This is a genomic window from Paenibacillus sp. D51F, from assembly GCF_053345695.1.
On record NZ_JBKFAO010000002.1, the window covers coordinates 190,807 to 210,960 of the forward strand.

Genomic DNA, 20,154 nt, shown 5'->3' on the forward strand with positions numbered 1-20,154 from the left:
ATACAACGCGCTCCGGCCTCCTGCAACTTGCACCGCCGGGATTTCCCTTATTGAAAAGCTCGCTTCCATGCCAAACTAACCCCGAGCCATCATCCATCCTTCCCGAGGAGGCATGCCGTTATGAGCACTGTCATGGAACGTCCACGCACCGGCCGGCCCGACGTCTTCGTGCCCGAGCTGGTCTATTTCGAGCCGGACTCGCTGAACTATCCCAAGGGGAAGCGGATCCATGAATGGGCGGTCAAGCAAGGACTGCCGATCCGCATGACGACATCCCACAACCGCATCACCAACCTGCCCGGCGATTCCGAGCTGGAGCAGTACAAGATCGCCAAGCGGACGCTCGTCGTCGGCATCCGCAAGACGCTCAAGTTCGACCAGTCCAAGCCTTCCGCCGAATACGCCATCCCGATCGCGACAGGCTGCATGGCCCACTGCCACTACTGCTACCTGCAAACGACGCTCGGCGCCAAGCCTTACATCCGCGTATACGTGAATACCGACGAGATCATGGACGCGGCCAAAGGCTACATCGAGGAGAGGGTGCCGCAGATTACCCGCTTCGAAGCCGCCTGCACGAGCGATCCCGTCGGCCTCGAGCCGATCACCGGCTCCCTGCGCGAGCTGATCGAGTTCATGGCGGACCAGGAATACGGAAGGCTGCGGTTCGTCACCAAATTCCATCATGTCGATTCCCTGCTCGATGCCCGCCACAACGGCCATACCCGCATCCGCTTCAGCGTCAACGCCAGGTATGTCATCAAAAACTTCGAGCCCGCCACATCGAGATTCGAACAGCGGATCGAAGCGGCCGGCAAAGTCGCCGCCGCCGGTTATCCCGTCGGGTTCATCATCGCGCCGATCATCTGGCACGAGGGCTGGCAGGAAGGCTACGCCGAGCTGCTGGAGAATCTGGCCAAGACGCTGCCCGCCGGCATTCCCGATCTGACCTTCGAGCTCATCCAGCATCGCTTCACCAAGACCGCCAAGGCGACGATCGAGAAACGCTACCCGAAAACGAAGCTCGAGATGGATATTGAAAAGCGCAAGTACAAATGGGGCCGCTGGGGCCAAGGCAAATACGTCTACCCCGATGAACAGGCAAATGCGCTGCGGATGTTTATATCCGAGCGCATTTTCGAGCACTTCCCTGAGGCGACGATCGATTATTTCACTTGATCACAGGATCAGAACCGCAGCCATTCCGGCGTGATTCCATTTAAATAGATCGTGATGACCGACATCTTGTTCGTGAACAGCAGCACGCCCATCACCAGCATCAAGGCGCCGCCGATCTTCATCAAAACGGACGAATAACGGACGATCCACCTCGTCGAGCCGATGAAAAAAGCGAGCACGAAAAACGGAATCGCGAAGCCGAGCGCATAAGCGGTCGTAAGGCCGAACCATGTCCCCGGATCGGAAGCCGCAAGAGCCAGAATCGCCGCCAGAATCGGCCCGACGCATGGCGACCACCCGGCGGAAAAGCCGATGCCGAAGATGAACGATCCGAGATAGCCCGACTTCAGCTTCACCGGCATTTTGAAGTCCCGCATCAATGCCCTCGGCTGGAACAGCCCGATCAGGAACAGTCCCATTAGCATGATGAGGATGGCGGACAGCTGCCGGATGAGGTCCTGGTAATCGGCGAACAGCTCGGCAAAGCGGTTCGTCCCGTAACCGAGCGTGTAGTAGACCACCGAAAATCCGAGAATGAAGAACAGCGTATGGCTCATGGTCCGGCGCCGAACCTCGCGGCCGGGATTGTCGCTCTTGAGCTCGGTGACCGATATGCCCGTTATGTAGGATAAATACGAAGGGTAGAGCGGCAGGCAGCATGGCGACACGAAGGACGCGATGCCTGCGGCGAATGCCAAGCCGATGTTCACGCTGGACATGGTTTGGACCAGCCTCCCTTAATGGATGCAGGATGCGGAGCTATCGCCCGCATCCTGCTTTTTGGTTCGAATCATTTGACGATGGCGCCGTTCGGCATGGAGTCGGGCACCGTCGCCAGCGTCAGCTCGTCGCCGGCGGATGCGGCGAGGATCATTCCCTGGGACAGCTCGCCGCGCAGCTTGACCGGCTTCAGGTTCGTGACGCAGATGACTTTGCGGCCGACCAGCTCCTCCGGCTTGTAGAACTTGGCGATGCCGGAGACGACCTGCCGCTGCTCGTAGCCGAGGTCCAGCTGCAGCTTGAGCAGCTTGTCGGCCTTCGGCACCGGCTCGGCCGCGATCACCTGCCCGACGCGCAGCTCGACCTTGGCGAACTCGTCGATGCCGATTTCTTCCTTCGGCTCCGGGGCCGGGACTGCAGCGGCCGGAGCGGAAGCGGATTCCGGCTTGGCTTCGCCTGCCGGCTCCTCTTTCTTGACGCCTCCCCCAAGAATGGCGTCGGCGATATAAGAGATCTCCTCCGGCGCATCCAGACGAGGGAACAAGGCGCTGCCCTTCGATACACGGGTTCCGGCAGGCAGGCTGCCGAACGAGCGGACCGATTCCCATGCGGCAAGAGCTTCGTCCTCCGCGCCGAGCTGGCGGCGGATCTCCTGCGGAGCGCGGGTCATGAACGGCGTCAGCAGAATGGAGACGATGCGCAGCGATTCCGCCAGATGGTACATGACGGATGCGAGCTCGCCGCGGCGGGCTTCATCCTTGGCGAGCACCCATGGCTGGGTTTCGTCGATGTACTTGTTCGTGCGGCTGATCAGCTGCCAGAGGGATGACAGCGCGACCGAGAACTCCATGCGCTCCATGGAAGCCTCGACCGACGAGACGACCTCGGCGGCGAGCGCCTGCAGCGGCCCGTCGAATTCGGTCACGGCGCCGGCATAGGCCGGAACCTCGCCTCCGAAGTATTTGTCGATCATCGCCACCGTGCGGCTCAGCAGATTGCCGAGGTCGTTGGCCAGATCGAAGTTCAGCCTTTCCACGAAAGCCTCGGGAGTGAACGTTCCGTCCGAGCCGAACGGCACCTCGCGGAGCAGGAAGTAGCGGAAAGCGTCAAGTCCATAACGCTCCAGAAGGACGACAGGATCGATGACGTTGCCCTTGGACTTGGACATCTTGCCTTCCTTGACGAGCCACCAGCCGTGGCCGAACACCTTCTTGGGCAGCGGCAGGTCGAGAGCCATCAGCATGATCGGCCAGTAGATCGTATGGAAACGGACGATCTCCTTGCCGACCAGATGCACGTCGGCCGGCCAGAACCGGCGGTACTGGGAATCGTCTTCCGAGCCGTAGCCAAGCGCGGTGATATAGTTGGAGAGCGCGTCGATCCATACATAGATGACATGCTCGGGATCTCCAGGCACCTTGATGCCCCATTCGAACGTCGTCCGCGACACGGCCAGGTCCTCGAGGCCGGGCTTGATGAAGTTGTTGATCATCTCGTTCTTGCGGGATTCCGGCTGGATGAAATCCGGATTCTCTTCATAGTACTGCAGCAGCCGGTCGGCATACTTGCTCATCCGCAAGAAGTAGCTCTCCTCCTTGACCAGCTCCACGGGACGCCCGCAATCCGGGCATTTGCCGTCCACAAGCTGGCGTTCCGTGAAGAAAGACTCGCATGGCGTGCAATACCAGCCCTCGTATGTTCCTTTATAAATGTCGCCTTGGTCGAGCAGCTGCTTGAAAATCTTCTCGACCGGTTTCTTGTGGCGCTCCTCGGTCGTGCGGATGAAGTCGTCGTGGCTGATCTCGAGCTTCTTCCACAGCTTCTGGATCTCGCCGACCGTTCCGTCCAGGAACTCGATCGGCGTCATGCCGAGCTCCTTGGCCGTGCGCTCGATCTTCTGGCCGTGCTCGTCGGTTCCCGTCAGGAACTTGACGTCGTAGCCCTGCGCCCGCTTGTAGCGGGCCATCGCGTCGGCGGCGAGCGTGCAGTAGGCATGGCCGATATGGAGCTTGCCGCTCGGATAATAGATCGGTGTCGTAATGTAATAGCTGTTGTTGTTCTCTGGCATTGGGAATCCCTCCGGATCGATATGGACATGCAAAAAAGCTCCCGTCCGCTATGGGACGAGAGCGGGAGCGCTTCGTGGTACCACCCAAATTCCTTCCCTGCCTCGGGCTTTGAGGCGGACGGGAAGCTCTAGTGAAGCCGTTCCTGGAGGAACGGCAAGCCGCTAACGCCGGCTGCGCGCGTCCGTACCTTGCGGCTTCAGCGCCAGGCTGCTGCCGTTCGGAGCGGAATCCTCCGGGACCATCTTCGTTCCCCGCCCCCGGCCGGCTTGCACCGTCTTGCCCGGCTCTCTGATGCGGCAGCTGCGGAAACTACTCTTCCCTTCATCGGGTAAGCTGTATTTGTCGTAATCATACCGAAACGACACTGTGAATGTCAAGGAAGCTCATGGCACGGGATCGTAGCCTCCCGGATGGAACGGATGGCAGCGCAGGATGCGTCTCGCCGCCAGATAGGACCCCTTGGCCGCGCCATGCTTCTCCACCGCCTCCAGCGCATAGGCGGAGCAGGTCGGATAGAAGCGGCAGGTCGGCGGCTTCAGCGGCGATATGAACTTGCGGTAGAGATGAATGGGAGCCTGCACGGCTCTTCTCATCCTCATGCTTTCGCCCTCCTTCCCCAGATGTCAGCATGTCCCAGCCTTCATTGCCAAGCCGGGGAAGTTTCGCCTCCCTTCTATTTTGAGGCAAAACAACTCCGGAATCAAACTGGCACCAATGTCGTCATTCTACATATCGGATGTCATATTTGTATACTGTTCGTAGTCATTATCCTATGTTACCTTAAAGCCATGTCGCATTCTTACAGTCTGCTTCCACTATGAAAGGGGACCTTTCCGCTATGATACGAATCGCAAAACTCAGCTTCTGGCATGTCCATGCTTGGGAATACACGGGCTATGCAAACGAGCATCCCGGCACGCAAATTACGGTTGTATGGGATGAAGTGCCTTCACGCGGCCAGGAAGCCGCCGACAAGCTCGGCGTTCCGTTCGTTAGCAGCCTGGACGACGTGCTCGCGCGCGACGATGTCGATGCCGTCATCGTGGATGCGCCGACGACGATGCATGCCGAAGTGATGGTCAAGGCTGCCAAAGCCGGCAAGCATATCTTTACGGAGAAGGTCATTGCTCCGACGGCCGCCGAGCTGGACGAGATTTTGAAAGCGGTTCAAGAAGCGGGAGTCAAGCTGACCGTCTCTCTCCCCCGTCTCAACGACGGCTACACGACCGCCATCCGCGAAGTGCTGGAGCAAGGACTGCTCGGCAAGCTCACGCTTGTCCGCGTCCGCCTTGCGCATGACGGCGCCTTGGCGAATTGGCTGCCGGAGCATTTCTACTCGGCGCAGCAGACGGCAGGCGGAGCTCTCATCGATCTCGGCTGCCATCCGATGTATTTGACCCGCCTGTTCCTTGGCGGCATGCCTGAGAGCCTGACCGCATCGTACGGGTATGTGACCGGACGCGAAGTCGAAGACAACGCCGTTGCCGTCCTCTCTTACGCGGATGGAGCGATCGGCGTCGTCGAGGCCGGCTTCGCCAGCAAGCATTCCCCCTTCCAGATCGAGATTTTCGGCACGGAAGGAACGCTGCTGTACGGCAATCCGGACGATGTCATCAGCGTGCGCAGCACGAAGCTCGAAGAGCAGTGGAAGGAGATTCCGCTCGGAGCCAAGCTGCCGAATGCGTTCAGCCAGTGGGTCGGACATATCGAGAACGGCACCGCAGGCGAGGAGAACATCGTTCTCGCTTCCGATCTGACGCGGCTGATGGAAGCGGCGAACCGTTCCGCGGCCGAAGGCAGACGGATCGACCTGGCCGGCGCAGCGAAATGAGAATGCCGGGTTCCAAGCCGTTTCCTTACGCCCCGATGATGGAGAAGCGGGATGGCATGGACCGGCTGGAGCTCCGGTTCCGCTGGGGAGCATACCGGCTTCGGGTGCTGCATTTTCATCTCGCCTCCTTCCCGGAGGATCGTCTCATCCGCTACCACAAGCATTCGGAATATGAATTCCACTTCATCGCCCGCGGCTCCGGCACGCTGTCCCTCGAGGACAGCGACCATGAATTCCGCGAAGGCATGTTCTATCTGACCGGCCCCGGCGTGCTCCACCAGCAGCTGGCGGGCCGTCCGGACGGTACGGAGGAGCTCAGCCTGCATATCGACATCGTTCCGATCGAGGATGAGCCCGCCCCTTCCGGGGAGGACGAATGGGAGCGCCAGGAAGCGGAGAACTGCATCGCTGCCCTCGATGCGCTCGGACCGCAGCCCATCCCGGACCGCTGCCAGGCGATGCCCTGGTTCCTGACGGCTTACAAAGCCGTCCAGGAGGCCGAACCCGGCTGGGGAACGACGGTGAAGCAGGCGGTCATCCAAATTCTGCTCCGAGCCGCCCGCGCCCCTTTGCAGCCGCTGCCGCAGGTCGCCCATCCCGAGCGGGATATGTCGCTCTACCGCTATCAGCTCATCACCCGCTTCATCCGGGACAACTATTCCAGTCCCCTGTCTCTGCAGGATGCGGCAGACCGCATCCATGTCAGCAGCCGCCAGCTGCAGCGGATCATGAAGGAGCAAGGCGGCGTCTCGTTCAGCGATTATCTGGAACGCTGCCGCCTTGAACAGGTATGCGAAGCGCTCGCCCGCAATCAAGGCTCCATCGAGCAGATCGCGGCCGAAACCGGCTTCCAGAGCGGCAGCTACCTCCATTACGTATTCCGCAAGAAATTCGGCCTAACCCCGAGCCGCTACCGGGAACAGATGCGCAGCCAGTCCGTATAGAGCTGGCCGCCCATCGCAGATTCGCAGCGCTGCCCTGCTTAGCGGCGCCCCACTCGGAAGGAGAGAACCCTTTGTCCACATCGACCATTCGAATCGGCATCATCGGCAGCGGCGGCATCGCCGGCTCCCATGCCGCCGCCTACAAAACCATCCCGGGAGTGGAAATCGCCGCCGTCGCCGACGCCATCCCCGGCAAAGCATTGGAGTTCATCCGCAAGCATGACCTCATCGGCACCGCTCCCTTCGACGACTATCGGGAAATGCTCGCGATGGATCTCGACGGCATCAGCGTCTGCACGCCCAACACGGCCCACCGCCAGCCGACCGTCGACTCTCTGAACGCGGGCAAGCATGTCCTGCTGGAGAAGCCGATGTCCGTCACGCTGGAAGAAGGATTGGACATGGTGAAGGCTTCGCGTAGCAGCGGCCGCATGCTCACGATCGGCTTCCAGCCGCGCTACGACCCCAATATGAAGCTGATCCAGGAGATCGTGCGCTCCGGCAAGCTCGGCAAGGTCTACTACGTCGAGACCGGCGGCGGCCGCAGGCGCGGCATGCCTGGAGGCACGTTCATCCGCAAGGAGCTGGCCGGCGCGGGCGCCATGGCCGACATCGGCTGCTACTCCCTGGATATGGCCCTCAACGCGCTGGACTATCCGAAGCCGCTCACCGTCTCCGCCAGCACGTTCAACCATTTCGGCCGCAATCCTCTCTATCACGCCGAGGCCGACAAGTTCGACGTCGAGGATTTCGGAGCGGCGATGATCCGCTTTGAAGGCGATCTGACGCTCCACTTCAAGATCAGCTGGGCGATGCATCTGGACTCTCTCGGCACGACCAACTTCCTCGGCACAGACGCCGGACTCAAGATCACCCCGTTCGGCTCGGGCAACTGGTCCGGCGTCTGGGACGGACGCGTCGGCAACATCGAGATGTTCCATGACTTCATGGGCGGCCAGACGAGCACGAGAATTCCGCTCGTCGACCATCAGCTCGACCTGTTCCGGGAGAAGGTACGGGACTTTGTCGATGCGATCCGCGAAGGCCGCGGCGCTCCGATTCCGGGCGAGCAGATCCTGATCCAGCAGGCGATCATCGACGGCGTCATCCGCTCTGCCGAGCTGCGGTCGGAAGTGAGCGTCGAAGTTCCGGACTATGCCGGAGGAGCTCCCGAGGACAAGCAGGCGGAGCCGGTCTGAGCCCAGCCTTCCAAGAGCGGAGCTGAGATGCGATCAAGACGGCCGCGCGGCCCATTCAGCGGACGATAGCGCCTCCATTTTCAAAGAAAAGGTATGTGGACCAATGTGATCCTGTCGGGGTCCATCATCCTGTTCTCTCTATGGGATCGCCGTCGGCGGCGCCGCAGGGATGAGCTTACTCCGGATTCAGATTGAATATGAAAAGCCTCGCAGCCGCGTGAAAGCGGCCGCGAGGCTTTTCAGCTTTCGGGAGCATCGGATGCGGCCGGCAAGACCGTAAAAGTCATTGCATCGCGGAGCGGAACAGATTGCTCAAGATAGCAATCGTCTGTTCACTCCGCCGGATCTTCAGGGTCGCCGAAGACCATATGAGGCTTTGTCTCCCGGTAATAATCCAGCCTGTCCTGCAGCGTCCCGCTGTGGAACTCGAACAGATGGCCGTCCGGGTCGCGGAAGTAGACCGAGCCGCGATCCCGTTCATCCCTCTCCCTGCCGGGCAGCACCTCGGCTCCGATCGCCTCCAGGCGCCGGATCGCATGGTCCAGCTCGACGGCCTGCATCGAAAAGGCAAGATGCGTATAGGACAGCCGGATTTCTTCCCGGGGAATCCCCTTCTCTTCATTGAGGGCGATCCACAACCCGCCAAGATCGAAATAAGCGAGGCTCCGCCCCTTCGCCACAAGCTTCGCCCCGAATGCCTCGGCGTAAAACGCGATCGATCTGTCCAGGTCGGACACGGAAAAGCAAATGTGGTTGATGCCGTCAAGCTTCATGATGATTCACTCCATCCACTTCATGATGTGAATTCCGGCTTCGCCGAGAAAATCGTCCCAGGTCAGCCGCTCTTCGCCGAGAGCTTCCCGATATGAAGGGATCCGGAATATCCGTATTGTGGATTCCCTGGCGTTGGCGGATGAACAGCAGTTCCATCGGCTTCAGGATCGTCTGCCTTCTTCCTCTTTCGACCCGGGCCTTCTCATGAACATCGGCCCGGAACGCTCGAATCCGTAGTCCTCGTAGAGCGCATGCGCATCTTTCGTCGCCAGGCTTCCGTTCAGCTTCCGGAGCCGATCGGAGGTCGAGATCAGCTCGACCAGCCTTCGGCCGAGCCCTTGGCCGCGATGCGCGGCAGCGATATAAACGTCGCACAGCCAATACATCGTGGCGTCATCGGTCACTACGCGGGCGAAGCCGACTTGTGCGCCTTCCCGGTAAATGCCGTAGCACAGGGAATTATCAATCGACTTCACGATCGTGGCCCGGTCTCTCCCGCTTGCCCAATAGCTCTCCCCCAGAAACCGCTCGATGCTCAGCAGGTCAAGGAGCTCCTTGCGGTCGCTGAACACATACCCCTTTTCCGTCGTTTCCATCCCTGTCCGTCCCTCCTCCTGTTACATGGAACCATTGTACATCTGCGAGCTGGAAAATTCCGCAAAAAAAACCGCATCTCATGTTGCGAGATGCGGTCGGGCTCCATGTCCTGTCTTACTTAATTCTTCAGTGCCGGCAGCGGCTGGAAGATCATCGTAATCGGCAGATTGCTGCCGGATGCGATCAGATAGACGAGGCTGATCGTCTCCGTGCTGTCTCCGGAACGGTACAGCACCATCGCTTCGCCTTGATCCTTGAGCACCCCGGAGGCCGGCACGGGAATCAGCTGCCCGTTGACGACGAACGCTCCCGTATACAAGCCGCCGCGAGGGTTCAAGGCGACCAGCGTCCGCGGCGACAGCTTGATGTTCATTTTGTACAGGACGCCGAAGTTGCCGATGTTGAGCTGGAGGGATCCGGTCGTATTGTCGTATCCGTCCAGATACGGATCCAGCTTGTTGTCTCCCAGCACGATGCGCTGCGGAGTGTAGCCGAGCACGCCGGGAACGTCGATCGCGCGCGTCGCGTTGTTGAAGGAGCCCCGGGTATGCTTGCCGTCCGCATCCATGAGCGGCAGGCTCTCGAGCACCTTGAGCGGGTCCGTCTTCTCCGCCACGACGACGACACGGAACCGCAGCGTCTGATCGGAGGTCACGTCGGCATAGGCCGAGTAGATCAGATTCGACTTGATGGCGGAAGCCGAGATTTCCTTCAGCACCTGCACCGACTGTCCCGGCTTGATGCTCGTGTACGTAATCGGGCTCGGTGAGATGACGGAGTTCAAATACCGGACCGTAGACATTTTGCCGGTGTTGACCTCGTATTGATCCGGCCCGCCGGCGCCGAAATTCTTCACGCCGAACTTCGCGGTGTAGTTGCCTTCATTCGTCGCGATCAGATACATCTTGACGGGATATCCGATATTGTTCACATTGTGGAACAGCAGGCGGATGTCGCCGGAGAACTGATCGTCGTAAGCGATGCCCTCGCTCGTCCAGCGCTCCGGGCTGTTGCTGCGGATCAAGCGGGAAGGCTCCGAGTGGAAATCATACGATACGGTCGGAATATCGAGCACCGACTTGGCGTCGACTCCGAATACGCCGCCTACCGGCTTGAACAGCTTGTCGTACTGGTCCTTCGTATACAGGACTTCCGTAGACACCGTGATCGTCTTGCTGATCGTGGAGGACAAGCCCTGGTCATCGATGACTTCCAAGGTGATCGTCTTGTCTCCCGCCTCGAAGAAGACATCCGCTTGGCCGATCCAGTTGCGCTTGGCGATCGCGTTGTTGTCGTCCGTGCTGAGATCGCTATAACGGACGTTCTCGCCGATCCGGTATACCGTCTTGTCCGTGACGAAGTCCGCCACGGGAGGCTGGTTGGGGGCAAGCACCTGGATCGTCACCGTGTAGGGATCGCTCCATTGCCCGGCGGCATCCTGAACGATGCGGGAAATGGTGTACGTGCCCGGATCGGCGAACACTTCCTCGCGTCCCGTCCATTCCTCGTTGATGATCGGCTGGCCGGAAGGAGAGCTGTAGCGGTCCAAATAGGTGACATAGTCGCCCGCGTAGATCTTGGCCGGAGATACGGCGAACGCCGCGCTCGGCTTCGTGTCCCATTGCAGGGTGACCTGAGCGCCCGAAGCGCTCACGCGGCTCCCCGTAGCCAGACCCCAGGTGCGGATCGGAATCATGAGCGATCCGTTCTCGGAATACGTATTCGCCTGGCCTGTCATTTTGGTCCCGTAGACGGTTACTTCCTTGGTATTCATCTTGAAGCGGATTTCTCCCGCGGCGCTGCGGGCGATCGATTGCTTGGCCGCTGCATCATAGGATACCTGGAAGCCGTAACGCGCCGCCAGCGAGCTGAACGGCGCGTAGGATACTCCGTTTTTCATGACGAACGGCTGAGCCGCAGTAAAGGCGACTCCGTTCAAAAGCATCGTTTTGCTGTTTTTTGTCATCACGAGCGTCTGCGATGCTCCTTGAGCCGTCGCGCGCCCCATTCCTCCCAGCAGAGGCATGGTGAAGAGGGTCAAAACCAAAAGCCATTTGAGCGATTTCATTGCTAGTCTCCTTTAACTGTCCAACTGCTGTCTGTCCAACTGCTTCCGCTCACGGGGCAAGCCCCTGTACAGTAGACATTTGACGGTCATTTCAGGAGAAAGTTGCGCTCCAGGCCGGAATTGCCATGAATTGGACACATGCCTCAGCGTGTTCCGTTGACTCTCATGTTCGTAATGAAGGCTCCGGCCATGACGACGAACAGGACAAGCGCCGCTATTCCCGCCATCAGCCTGCGGCGCCGGTATTTGGCCGCCTGCGCCGTATCAGCCCCGCGATGCAAGGCATCCGCGTAAGCCCTCTGAAGAAACATGTACCAGACCAGCATCGCCACGAACCCCATGTTGGAGACAAACCATATTTTCTGCCACACGACCATCACCCCTTTTTCGGCTCCATCCACTTGGAACAAACTAGCTTCGACTTTACCTCAACCGGCCGCCGTTAGCAAGACTTGCCAGGCTGCTTCCGGTTCCCCTATCGAGAAGGCTGCTCCTTTTGAAGAGCCTTTCTATCCAAGCTTGCGCCTGACGTCAGCGTATGGCGGTGGATCTCGATCAGCAGCGGACCCGAACTTCATACGCTTCTTGCCGGCAGGCTGTGACCGGCTGGAACCCGGTCAGAGCCCGGCTCGCTGGCGCAGCTCCATAAGCCGCCTTCGGAAAGCCTGGCGCTCCTCCTCGTCCTCCGGCTCCGGCGCGCTCATCAGGACGGCCAGCTCAAGGCCGGCAATCCTTTGCTCGTCGCTCCTGCTGCCGTTATCCCGCTGCCGCTCCGCCTGGCGCTCCAGATAGTCCTCGTAGCTTCCCGGATACTGAAGGGGATTGCCCTTTCCTCCTTTTTCGAAAACTAGGAGCCGGTTCACGGAAGACTTCAGCAGCGCCCGGTCATGCGTCACCAGCACCATCGCCCCGTCGTAGCTGCGCAGAGAAGCCTCCACGACTTCCCTGGACTCGATGTCGAGGTAATTCGTCGGCTCATCCAGCAGCAGCAGATTCGAGCCGCCCAGCATCAGCCGGAGAAAGGCGGCGCGGCATCGCTCTCCCATGCTCAAGTCTCCGATCCTCTTGTGCGCGTCCCCACGGGAAAATAGAAACGCTCCAAGCAGCGTCCTGGCTTCCGACTGCGTCATGTCCGGCAAGCCGAGCATCATGTCCAGCAGAGCGGCTTCGTTCGGAAGACGGTCGAGCTCCTGCGAGAAATAACCGATTTTCATCTTAGGGTTGGATGATCTTCGGCCTTCGCATGGCTCCAGCTCTCCCGACAGCAGCTTCAGCAGCGTCGACTTCCCGCTGCCGCTCGGTCCCAGAATCGCGATGCGGTCGCCGCGGCTGATCGTCAGATCGAATCGGTTCAATACTGGCTTGGCGGAACCATAGGCGAACGAAACCTCCTCCAGCCTCATGAACCGGGCCGCCTCGAATCCGTCATCCTCGAGCATCATCTTGAGGCGCGGCTTGTCGACGGGAGCATGCGCAGCCCCTTGCTCCAGCCGCATAAGCGCAGATTCCTTGGCATGGAGCCGGGATACGTTTTTCTTGGATTTGGATCTCAAAAAATCATTTTGCCCCGCAGCCTTATGGGCGGCATCGAACCACTGCTGGTACCTGCGGATGGATTCAATCAGCTTTTGCCGCTCCTGCTTCTCCTTGCGGACTTTGGCCTCGACCGTCCTGCGCTCCGTTTCCTTGGCTTCCCGATAGGCGGTATAACCGCCGGGGTATGCGCCAAGGCCATCCTCGCGCAATTCAAGCACTTTCGTCGCCACATGATCGATGAAAGCCCGGTCGTGAGAGACGAACAATACCGCGCCAGAATACGCAGCGAGCCACTGCTCCAGAAAGACGAGCGATTCCTCATCCAGATGATTCGTCGGCTCATCAAGCATGAGCAGCTGCGGGCGGCCCGCCATCAGCCTCGCCAGCTTGGCCCGGGTTTTCTGCCCGCCGCTCAGGCTGCCGTATTTTTGCCCGCCTTCCAGACCGCCGAGCCCGAGCCGGGTCAACGCCTGATCCACCTCGAGCTCCCAGCCATAACCGTCCATGGCCGCATACGCCTCGGCAGCCTCAGCGTAATCATCGAAGCCTGCCGCTCCGCCCGCAGCCGCCATGACGGCCTCTCCCTCCGCCATGCTCCGCCACATCTCATACCGGGAAGGGTCGCCCATCCGGACGAAGTCGATCAAGGAAAGCTCGCTTGCATCCTCTTCGTCATGCTGCTCCATCAAGCCCCAGTCGGCAACAGGACAGGCCCGGTATACCGATCCGGAATCGAATTCGATTCCGCCGCGCAGGCCCGTCAGCAAAGTCGTCTTGCCGGAGCCGTTCCTGCCGAACAAGGCGGCGCGTTCCCCCGCGTGAAGCTCCAGATCGACGCCTTGGAAGAGCGTCTTGCCGTTCCATTCCTTGCTTATTCCCTTTGCTTTGATCCATAAGGTCATGCTCTCATCCCCATTCGCAGAAAAATAAAAAAACCGCAGCTGCGCAGCGGTCTGGATATTCGTGCATATAGGGATAAGGATACAGGAACATGCCTCGCATCCCAATGAACGGACGACGGCATATCCTGAAAGAAAGACCCTTAAACCGGCACACGTATCCCGTCAACTGGCAGCATTCGCTCTGTTGGCTTCATGGGATCACGCGAGCTTACTTCATCGGTATAAGGTACCTCCGGTTTCTTCCTAATTCATTCCAATATACCTGCACCTTCTATTCCCTGTCAACCAACCGGCTATCGGGCGCTGCCGCCGGCTATGACAGTCCTTGGGCTGCCATCTGCCTGGCCGGAAACAAAAAAGGGCCTACAAGGCCCGGACTGCTTCCAGCTAGATATACCATAGATCCAACAGGATGTACATCACGACTGCGCTGACAGCGCCTCCTGCGAAATAGCCCCATCCGGCGCGGAAACGCTGCTGGAACATCCTCAATACGCCAAGGCTGAGAAGCGAAAAAATAAGCAAGATGAATACGGCTCCGAGCACGAACAAGCCCGGAGAAACATTGCTGACATCAACGGCGGTCACCGGCGACACTCCCTTATGTAAAATCCGTCCACTAGAATCATAAGGGAAGCGTTTGCCAAACGCAACAAGCCCGAGGTCCGGATCATTAGTCCGGACCTTCCTCGATGAATACATCGATGTATTTCGACGGGGATTTCTTCTTCAGACGAACCCGGAGAACGCCTCCCTTGATGATTGCACGCGTGGAACGAGGCTGGACGGGAGCAGGCAGCTGCAGGCTTTGCGGACGGCGTCCCGGCAAGCCTTCGATGCGCAGCCGCTCCTCCTTCACTCTGACCCGGAGCGTCTCGGCGTCGGCATCCCCCTGCAGAGGAAGCTTGAGCAACAGGTACTGCTTGTTTTCCGTCCACTCCGCCCCGAGCGAAGAAATTCCCGCTTTGAAATTTTCGCCCTTCTTGGCTTGGTCCGCGGTATCCTGCATGCCCGACAAGCCGGCTGTCGGATTGCCGCTGAGCGCGCCTTCCATCATCTGCTTGACGATGCGCGCCACCCACTCCGGCTCCTTCATCGCTTCGAAGCCCTTGGGCAGCTGCTGGCGAGCGAGCCATTCCTGCATCTGATCCCATTTGCTGCCCATAGGCAGAACCTCCCTCCGCTATGCTTCAGCCTATGCAGGCCGGCTCGATCAAGTGACAGATTTCGAGCCGAGGCCCGCGCTTCCCGGAACATTTGGGCGAATGCCGCATATAGTGGAGTATGGACGGCAGCCCGGTTCGCCCGGCCTGCCGCGATTCAAGCGAGAATGAGGTGATTGATCATGCCTGCTGCTATCGGCTTTGTCAATATCGTCAGCATCGGTTCCAGCGGCGTTGTCCAGTTCGGGGACACCGTCCAGATATCGCCCTCCAGCTCCTCCAAAACCTACGCAGGTTCAGGATCGTTCCTGACCGGGGGCTTGACGAACGCCAATAACGGACTCAGCGCTACCAATACCCTGGACCCCGATCTTCAGGATAACTTGAATAACCAAGTTGCATCCGGAGCGAATATTATATGAACCTGACCGTCCACCAGTCCATCACCATCCATCAGCTGCGCGTGGACAGCGTCTCCAACAGCTCCGTGCTGCAGATCGGCAGCGCCGGCTCCATCCGGCCGGTATCGCAGCTCTACAACTCCGGCGGATTCGACCATCCGGCCGAGCCGCTGTCGGCGATCGAAGGGGCGAATGCCTTGAACTTCGTGCCGCTGCCTAATCCGAGCTAGACCGAAAGGAGACCTCATGCCATGGAAAGCCAGGACCGTTCCTCCTCTGCGTCCGACAGCCAGCCGCAGCTTCCGGAGAATCGCCCGTTTCCATTCGGCTCCTCCTACGGAGGCATGGGGATGCCGCCTTCCGTGCTCGGCAAAGGCTTCGGCTGGCCAGGCGCGGGCGGAAGCTGGCCCGGCCTGAAGCTGCCCGGCGTGCTTCCAGGTCTTGGCGGGCTCAGCGGGCAGGGCATGGGGGGGACAATGCCCGGCATGAACGGAATAATCCCCGGCCTGGGCGGCTTGCTTCCGGGCCTTGGCGGCCAAATTCCATCCCTCGGCTCTGTGCCTGCGCTCAAAGCGATGAAAGGCGGATCGTATCCATGGGGCGCGGTCGCCGCCGGCTCCGCCATACCGGGAGTCCATCCCTCCGCGGAGGCTCCGCCGGGAGGCTGGCCTCAAGGAGCGTATCCGCAAGGCAGCTATCCACCTGGAGCTTATCCTCAAGGAGGATTAACTCAAGGCGGCTCTCCTCCTGGCGGGTATCCTAAAGGAGGATTATCTCAAGGCTATCCTCCTGGCGGGTATCCTAAAGGAGGATTATCTCAAGGCTATCCTCCTGGCGGGTATTCTAAAGGAGGATTACCTCAAGGCTATCCTCCAGGAGCTTATCTTCAAGGAACGTTTCCTCAAGGCGGCTCTACTCCGGGCGGATATCCCCCCGGTCCGTATCCGCCAGCCTCCTTGCAAGCCGGAGCGGCCCCCTCAGCAGCTCCAGGCCAGCCGATTCCGGTTCCGCCCAGCCTCTCAGGGATGCCGTTTCCGGACACGGGAGCTGGCCAACCGGCCGTGCCGCCTTTGCATGGCGCGCCGCTTCCGGGGGGGTTGCCGTTTCCGGCGGCTGGCGGCAATCCAGCAGTCCCGGGAGGCGCCGGATTGCCGTTCGCGCCCGGGGCTGCTGCTGGCAATTCGGGCATAACGCCGGAATCGATCGCGGCCTGGCAAGGAATTCCGGCCGGATTCAATGAGTCCTACATTACGAATCTCATTCAGTCCGTCGACCCCAAATGGGTCAGCCAGTGGCAGCAATACCAGGGATGGCCGTTTGCGAGCCCTCCTTTTCCCGTTGTGCCCGACTCGCAGTCGGCGCAAGACGGCAATGCCGGCGAGTGGCCTGCGGAGGCAGCGGCAGCCCTTGCCTCGGCCTGCTCCGGCGAGCTGCAGAATCCTGCCTGCCTGCAGGCATGCCTGGCCGGCATGATGCTGCGCTGGCAGCTCCAGGAAAGGCAGATCGCGCAGCTGCTGCTGTATCTCCAGGATGTGGAGAATCGGCTGCAGCAGGCCGAGAACCAGCCCACCTATACCATCGAGAGGCTGGAGTACAACTTCGACCAGCTGAAAGTCGAGCAGTTGGACGGCACGCTGAACATCGGCATGACCGCTCCGTCCGAAGCGCAGATGCAGGAATTCGGGCAAGTGTCGGTACCCCAGAAAGTGGTTAATGGCGGCGCTCCCATCTATCCGCTGCCTATCCCGGCATTCGCCAACAAAGGCCCGAACGCGCCAGCGCCGCCATCCGCTCCAGGGTTGCCGCAGGCTCCGCCGGGCTTTTCCGTCCCTCCGGGACAGCAAGGGAGCATCATGCCGACGTCCAACAGCAACGTTTCCTCGACGTCGCAGGGCACGACCGTCATCCCCGGGCAGCCCCCCATACCGGGCCATGGCGCGGTATTCCCGTCCACTTCCTTGGCCGGGAGCAGCATCGAGCTGCCGGGAGAGCCGCCTCCGGGCGGCGCCCTCGCTCAGCCGGACTTTTCCGGGCCTCCGGCAGGAGCAGCCGCGCCATCCTTCGGCAAAGCCCCCGGAACGGGGCTGGCACCCGGCCTCGTCGGCAATTTCTCCGCTCCGGCGCAGACGCCCGTATTCACCGGCATCTCGCAGCCAGGCGGCCTTCAGCCTGGACCCGGCGCAGGGACGGCCCCGTGGCTTACGAACTTTTCCGGCGGTCTCGGAAAGCCCGCCTCGTCTCTGGTGCCCGGCTTTTCTGCCGCACCGTCCGCAGCCGGCGCCATCCCTCCCTTGCCGGCCATCATCCCGCCGGGCGAAGGCTCGCCTTCTCCGGTCAATGTGCCTCCCGCCAACACCCGGCACGCCAGCTACAGCGACGTAAAAGCCGCCGTCGACGCCTATCTGAACACGCTCGCCCAGGATTTCATGAGCCGAGCAGCCAAAGGACTCAAGGTTCAACTGGATCCCTATCATCAGAAGATGGTCATCGAAGACGTCCGCCGGCAGATTCCGGATCGAATTCGGCATTATATGGCGGATGAAGAAAGCAAGCAGGCATCGCTGCCTCCTGAAAGGAGGCTGGAGGAGCGCCACCTGCTGCGCAAGGCTTCGGAACGGACGATCCGCGACGCCGAGCTCGCGCTGAAAGCTTATGTGGATAATTTGGCCAGACACCCGAAAGGATGATTGCAGTGGCGATGAACGTGAACATAACCAATCATTTGCTGTGCGTTGGAAGCCTGGAGCTCGTGGGCGTCGCTTCCGCTTCCCTGCTTCAAATCGGCGACACCGATACGATCACGTTATATTCCATCTTCGATACGCCTCCGGAATCGGTCATCATCGGTCCGTTCGCTCCCCTGCCTGCCCCTGAAGCCGGAGAGACAGAAGCCGGCGCGATCCAGAGCAGCGGCGGCGAGACGGTCGTGCTGGTTCCCGGCACGGGCGGGCCGGAGCAGCCGGAGGTCACTCCCGGCGGGCCGATTCCGTTCGGCAACGGCAACAACTTCCTCAATCCGACCGGGGGCGTCACGGTGAGCACATGATCGTATCCGACGAATCTGTCCGAACCTCTTACATCGGCTCCTTTCAGCTGATCAGCGTCGGGCTGGCCACCGTCGTCCATTTCGGCGATGCGGCTTCGATCAATGCCCGCTCGACCGGGCTTGCCGTCCAGCGGCAACTCGACAACCGTGCCGGCGGAGAAGTGGACTATGACGGATATACCCTCTTTCAGAAGCCGTTCAACATCGTAGAGGAAGAGAGCCCCGATGCAGCGGATATCGTCACCCGCACCGTCAACCCGAGTCCTTCCATCAACATCGGCACCATCAACATCATCGCCTCCAGCGGAGCCTCGGTCATCGTCGCGGGCAATGCGATGGATGCGCTCATGGAATCCAGGCTCAAGCATATCAGGCAGTATGCCTACAGTCTCGGCTCATCGACCGTTCCCGACCCGGCTCTGTCGGAAGCCATCCAGACGGCGAAAAGCGAAAACAGCTCAGCCGACGGTGAAACCCCTTCGACCATCCATCCCGAGCCCATATCGACGACCCGGGACAAATGACCATGACCATCAGCCCGCCCTCCGCATACATTGGCATTGTGAAACTTAAGCCCGGCGGCAGAGCGCCTTGCCGACAGCTTCAATGAATCCATGTCACAGGAGGTATGCTAGATTGGGTTATCCTGTTGCAGGAGCAGCCGCAGGCTGCGGACCGTCTTGGGGAGGCCCGGGGGCCAGCATGGGCCTCATTCTCGTTCTGTTCATCCTGCTGGTCATCATTTCCCGCGCATTCTTCATCTAGCCTAGCAGCCAACATGAAGGGGCAGCTCCGAATGTCATGAAAATGACCGGGAGCCGCCCCTATGCATGTTCAAATATGCAGGTCCATCGCACCTGCCTTGTCGCCGCGATGCGGAAAATACCGGGCAGTGCATGACAATGCTTGTCCGCCTCCTCATGCGGCAGCATAAAAAGCCTCGATATTCCAGACGGCATTGCTGAGACAAGGGGGAAGCCCTGTCCATTCCTTACTCCAGCTTGCGATGCCACACGCCGGCGTATTCCGGCACGGTGCTCCAGCCGTTCCGCCTGACCTTCTCGGCCGTCTCCGGCCCGAAAAAGGCGCCCGTCCTCGCCGCAGCCTCGCGAACGTCCGCAAATCGGTAATCGACGCGGACGACGGTCCGCTTGAACCGATACTCTTCCTCAAGGCTTCGGAAATAAGGCAGCAAATGCTCTGGCGGCGAAGGCTCTGCGGCAGCCGTTCCATAGTTCTCGAACAGCACGATGTCGCCTCCGGGAATGCCGATCCGCTGCATCTCCGTCCATATCGCCGCCAGCCTCTCTTCCCACCCCGGCTGTGACGGCGCTGCGCCGTAACAGATCGACCAGCCGCCCAGAATGAGATCGTAAGCACGACTGTCCAGCCCCGTGCCGGCATGATCGGCCACAGCCAGCTTCAGCTTGCCCTCAGGCTGCAGGCCCGCATTCTCCCGAAGCCTGTCCAGCATTTGCTCCGATGCGTCCACCGCCGTGACAGAAGCCGCCACAGGCAGAACTTGAAGCGTCAGCCGTCCGGTTCCTGCGCCTAAATCCGCAATCCGCTTGCCTGTCGGATCAGCCAGCTCCCGCAAAACCGGAAGCAAGCTCGGCTGAGCGCCGATCAGCGCGTCGTAATTGGACGCTTCTCCCCTGCTGTAGTACTCTGCGTCTCTAGTCATAATATCGCCTCCACAGCCATCATGCGCCTTGACGCAGCGTC

General features: G+C 60.3%; 22 protein-coding genes. 10 read left to right on the forward strand and 12 right to left on the reverse strand.

Annotated features, from left to right (window positions below; genetic code table 11):
• The first annotated feature begins 120 nt into the window (after positions 1–120).
• On the forward strand, positions 121–1,179 hold the full coding sequence (gene splB / locus ACLBWT_RS04490; protein WP_447661867.1) for a spore photoproduct lyase: 1,059 nt from the start codon (positions 121–123) through the stop codon (positions 1,177–1,179).
• An 8-nt stretch (positions 1,180–1,187) separates the two neighbouring features.
• On the opposite strand, the gene ACLBWT_RS04495 is transcribed toward splB, so the two are convergent.
• The 4 genes from ACLBWT_RS04495 to yidD all read right to left on the reverse strand — a co-directional run bounded on the left by ACLBWT_RS04495 (position 1,188) and on the right by yidD (position 4,561).
• Positions 1,188–1,898, reverse strand: coding sequence for a cytochrome c biogenesis CcdA family protein (locus ACLBWT_RS04495; protein ID WP_447661868.1), 711 nt, complete (start codon positions 1,896–1,898; stop codon positions 1,188–1,190).
• Positions 1,899–1,969: 71 nt separating this feature from the next.
• The gene (gene metG, locus ACLBWT_RS04500) at positions 1,970–3,967 is read right to left on the reverse strand and encodes a methionine--tRNA ligase (protein WP_447661869.1); all 1,998 of its coding nucleotides are present in this window, start codon (positions 3,965–3,967) and stop codon (positions 1,970–1,972) included.
• Between the two features lie 162 nt (positions 3,968–4,129).
• Positions 4,130–4,345, reverse strand: a complete 216-nt coding sequence (locus tag ACLBWT_RS04505) for a hypothetical protein (protein ID WP_447661870.1) — start codon at positions 4,343–4,345, stop codon at positions 4,130–4,132.
• Positions 4,346–4,351: 6 nt separating this feature from the next.
• Positions 4,352–4,561 (reverse strand): membrane protein insertion efficiency factor YidD, encoded by a 210-nt coding sequence (gene yidD / locus ACLBWT_RS04510; RefSeq protein WP_048748473.1) that lies wholly within the window; start codon positions 4,559–4,561, stop codon positions 4,352–4,354.
• 245 nt (positions 4,562–4,806) lie between these two features.
• On the opposite strand from yidD, the gene ACLBWT_RS04515 reads away from it, so the two are divergent.
• The 3 genes from ACLBWT_RS04515 to ACLBWT_RS04525 all read left to right on the forward strand — a co-directional run bounded on the left by ACLBWT_RS04515 (position 4,807) and on the right by ACLBWT_RS04525 (position 7,942).
• The gene (locus ACLBWT_RS04515) at positions 4,807–5,799 is read left to right on the forward strand and encodes a Gfo/Idh/MocA family protein (protein WP_447661871.1); all 993 of its coding nucleotides are present in this window, start codon (positions 4,807–4,809) and stop codon (positions 5,797–5,799) included.
• Positions 5,800–5,801: 2 nt separating this feature from the next.
• Positions 5,802–6,743, forward strand: coding sequence for an AraC family transcriptional regulator (locus ACLBWT_RS04520; protein ID WP_447661872.1), 942 nt, complete (start codon positions 5,802–5,804; stop codon positions 6,741–6,743).
• Between the two features lie 71 nt (positions 6,744–6,814).
• Positions 6,815–7,942, forward strand: a complete 1,128-nt coding sequence (locus ACLBWT_RS04525) for a Gfo/Idh/MocA family protein (protein ID WP_447661873.1) — start codon at positions 6,815–6,817, stop codon at positions 7,940–7,942.
• Between the two features lie 332 nt (positions 7,943–8,274).
• On the opposite strand, the gene fosB is transcribed toward ACLBWT_RS04525, so the two are convergent.
• The 7 genes from fosB to ACLBWT_RS04560 all read right to left on the reverse strand — a co-directional run bounded on the left by fosB (position 8,275) and on the right by ACLBWT_RS04560 (position 14,984).
• Entirely contained in the window at positions 8,275–8,715 is a 441-nt protein-coding gene (gene fosB, locus ACLBWT_RS04530) for a metallothiol transferase FosB (RefSeq protein WP_447661874.1), read from the reverse strand.
• Between the two features lie 162 nt (positions 8,716–8,877).
• Entirely contained in the window at positions 8,878–9,312 is a 435-nt protein-coding gene (locus tag ACLBWT_RS04535) for a GNAT family N-acetyltransferase (protein ID WP_447661875.1), read from the reverse strand.
• A 119-nt stretch (positions 9,313–9,431) separates the two neighbouring features.
• Positions 9,432–11,381: a stalk domain-containing protein gene (locus ACLBWT_RS04540; protein WP_447661876.1), complete on the reverse strand. Its 1,950-nt coding sequence runs from the start codon at positions 11,379–11,381 to the stop codon at positions 9,432–9,434.
• Between the two features lie 143 nt (positions 11,382–11,524).
• On the reverse strand, positions 11,525–11,752 hold the full coding sequence (locus ACLBWT_RS04545) for a hypothetical protein (protein WP_076356618.1): 228 nt from the start codon (positions 11,750–11,752) through the stop codon (positions 11,525–11,527).
• 246 nt (positions 11,753–11,998) lie between these two features.
• The gene (abc-f, locus tag ACLBWT_RS04550) at positions 11,999–13,819 is read right to left on the reverse strand and encodes a ribosomal protection-like ABC-F family protein (protein ID WP_447661877.1); all 1,821 of its coding nucleotides are present in this window, start codon (positions 13,817–13,819) and stop codon (positions 11,999–12,001) included.
• A gap of 387 nt (positions 13,820–14,206) precedes the next feature.
• On the reverse strand, positions 14,207–14,407 hold the full coding sequence (locus ACLBWT_RS04555) for a hypothetical protein (protein WP_447661878.1): 201 nt from the start codon (positions 14,405–14,407) through the stop codon (positions 14,207–14,209).
• A gap of 85 nt (positions 14,408–14,492) precedes the next feature.
• Positions 14,493–14,984: an Hsp20/alpha crystallin family protein gene (locus ACLBWT_RS04560; protein ID WP_447661879.1), complete on the reverse strand. Its 492-nt coding sequence runs from the start codon at positions 14,982–14,984 to the stop codon at positions 14,493–14,495.
• Positions 14,985–15,164: 180 nt separating this feature from the next.
• On the opposite strand from ACLBWT_RS04560, the gene ACLBWT_RS04565 reads away from it, so the two are divergent.
• The 6 genes from ACLBWT_RS04565 to ACLBWT_RS04590 all read left to right on the forward strand — a co-directional run bounded on the left by ACLBWT_RS04565 (position 15,165) and on the right by ACLBWT_RS04590 (position 19,194).
• Positions 15,165–15,404 (forward strand): spore germination protein, encoded by a 240-nt coding sequence (locus ACLBWT_RS04565; protein WP_447661880.1) that lies wholly within the window; start codon positions 15,165–15,167, stop codon positions 15,402–15,404.
• Positions 15,401–15,613 carry a spore germination protein GerPB gene (locus ACLBWT_RS04570; RefSeq protein ID WP_447661881.1) on the forward strand — a complete coding sequence of 71 codons (213 nt, stop codon included), beginning with the start codon at positions 15,401–15,403 and terminating at the stop codon, positions 15,611–15,613. Before ACLBWT_RS04565 ends, ACLBWT_RS04570 begins: the two co-directional genes overlap by 4 nt.
• Positions 15,614–15,634: 21 nt before the next feature.
• Positions 15,635–18,070, forward strand: coding sequence for a spore germination protein GerPC (gene gerPC, locus ACLBWT_RS04575; protein WP_447661882.1), 2,436 nt, complete (start codon positions 15,635–15,637; stop codon positions 18,068–18,070).
• A gap of 11 nt (positions 18,071–18,081) precedes the next feature.
• A complete protein-coding gene (locus tag ACLBWT_RS04580) occupies positions 18,082–18,429 on the forward strand; it encodes a hypothetical protein (RefSeq protein WP_447661883.1) in 348 nt (115 codons plus the stop codon).
• Positions 18,426–18,953, forward strand: a complete 528-nt coding sequence (locus tag ACLBWT_RS04585) for a spore germination protein GerPE (protein ID WP_447661884.1) — start codon at positions 18,426–18,428, stop codon at positions 18,951–18,953. The genes ACLBWT_RS04580 and ACLBWT_RS04585 overlap by 4 nt, the downstream gene beginning before the upstream one ends.
• A gap of 112 nt (positions 18,954–19,065) precedes the next feature.
• A complete protein-coding gene (locus ACLBWT_RS04590) occupies positions 19,066–19,194 on the forward strand; it encodes a YjcZ family sporulation protein (RefSeq protein WP_447661885.1) in 129 nt (42 codons plus the stop codon).
• 226 nt (positions 19,195–19,420) lie between these two features.
• Here the strand turns inward: ACLBWT_RS04590 and ACLBWT_RS04595 are convergent, their stop codons facing one another.
• Positions 19,421–20,113: a class I SAM-dependent methyltransferase gene (locus ACLBWT_RS04595; RefSeq protein WP_447661886.1), complete on the reverse strand. Its 693-nt coding sequence runs from the start codon at positions 20,111–20,113 to the stop codon at positions 19,421–19,423.
• Positions 20,114–20,154: the final 41 nt, after the last annotated feature.

Bases quoted from the DNA above. Each gene is read 5' to 3' on its own strand.
- splB (WP_447661867.1), top strand. From the start codon at position 121: ATGAGCACTGTCATGGAACGTCCACGCACCGGCCGGCCCGACGTCTTC.
- ACLBWT_RS04495 (WP_447661868.1), bottom strand. From the start codon at position 1,898: ATGTCCAGCGTGAACATCGGCTTGGCATTCGCCGCAGGCATCGCGTCC.
- metG (WP_447661869.1), bottom strand. From the start codon at position 3,967: ATGCCAGAGAACAACAACAGCTATTACATTACGACACCGATCTATTAT.
- yidD (WP_048748473.1), bottom strand. From the start codon at position 4,561: ATGAGAAGAGCCGTGCAGGCTCCCATTCATCTCTACCGCAAGTTCATA.
- ACLBWT_RS04515 (WP_447661871.1), top strand. From the start codon at position 4,807: ATGATACGAATCGCAAAACTCAGCTTCTGGCATGTCCATGCTTGGGAA.
- ACLBWT_RS04520 (WP_447661872.1), top strand. From the start codon at position 5,802: ATGCCGGGTTCCAAGCCGTTTCCTTACGCCCCGATGATGGAGAAGCGG.
- fosB (WP_447661874.1), bottom strand. From the start codon at position 8,715: ATGAAGCTTGACGGCATCAACCACATTTGCTTTTCCGTGTCCGACCTG.
- ACLBWT_RS04535 (WP_447661875.1), bottom strand. From the start codon at position 9,312: ATGGAAACGACGGAAAAGGGGTATGTGTTCAGCGACCGCAAGGAGCTC.
- ACLBWT_RS04540 (WP_447661876.1), bottom strand. From the start codon at position 11,381: ATGAAATCGCTCAAATGGCTTTTGGTTTTGACCCTCTTCACCATGCCT.
- abc-f (WP_447661877.1), bottom strand. From the start codon at position 13,819: ATGACCTTATGGATCAAAGCAAAGGGAATAAGCAAGGAATGGAACGGC.
- ACLBWT_RS04560 (WP_447661879.1), bottom strand. From the start codon at position 14,984: ATGGGCAGCAAATGGGATCAGATGCAGGAATGGCTCGCTCGCCAGCAG.
- ACLBWT_RS04565 (WP_447661880.1), top strand. From the start codon at position 15,165: ATGCCTGCTGCTATCGGCTTTGTCAATATCGTCAGCATCGGTTCCAGC.
- ACLBWT_RS04570 (WP_447661881.1), top strand. From the start codon at position 15,401: ATGAACCTGACCGTCCACCAGTCCATCACCATCCATCAGCTGCGCGTG.
- gerPC (WP_447661882.1), top strand. From the start codon at position 15,635: ATGGAAAGCCAGGACCGTTCCTCCTCTGCGTCCGACAGCCAGCCGCAG.
- ACLBWT_RS04580 (WP_447661883.1), top strand. From the start codon at position 18,082: ATGAACGTGAACATAACCAATCATTTGCTGTGCGTTGGAAGCCTGGAG.
- ACLBWT_RS04585 (WP_447661884.1), top strand. From the start codon at position 18,426: ATGATCGTATCCGACGAATCTGTCCGAACCTCTTACATCGGCTCCTTT.
- ACLBWT_RS04595 (WP_447661886.1), bottom strand. From the start codon at position 20,113: ATGACTAGAGACGCAGAGTACTACAGCAGGGGAGAAGCGTCCAATTAC.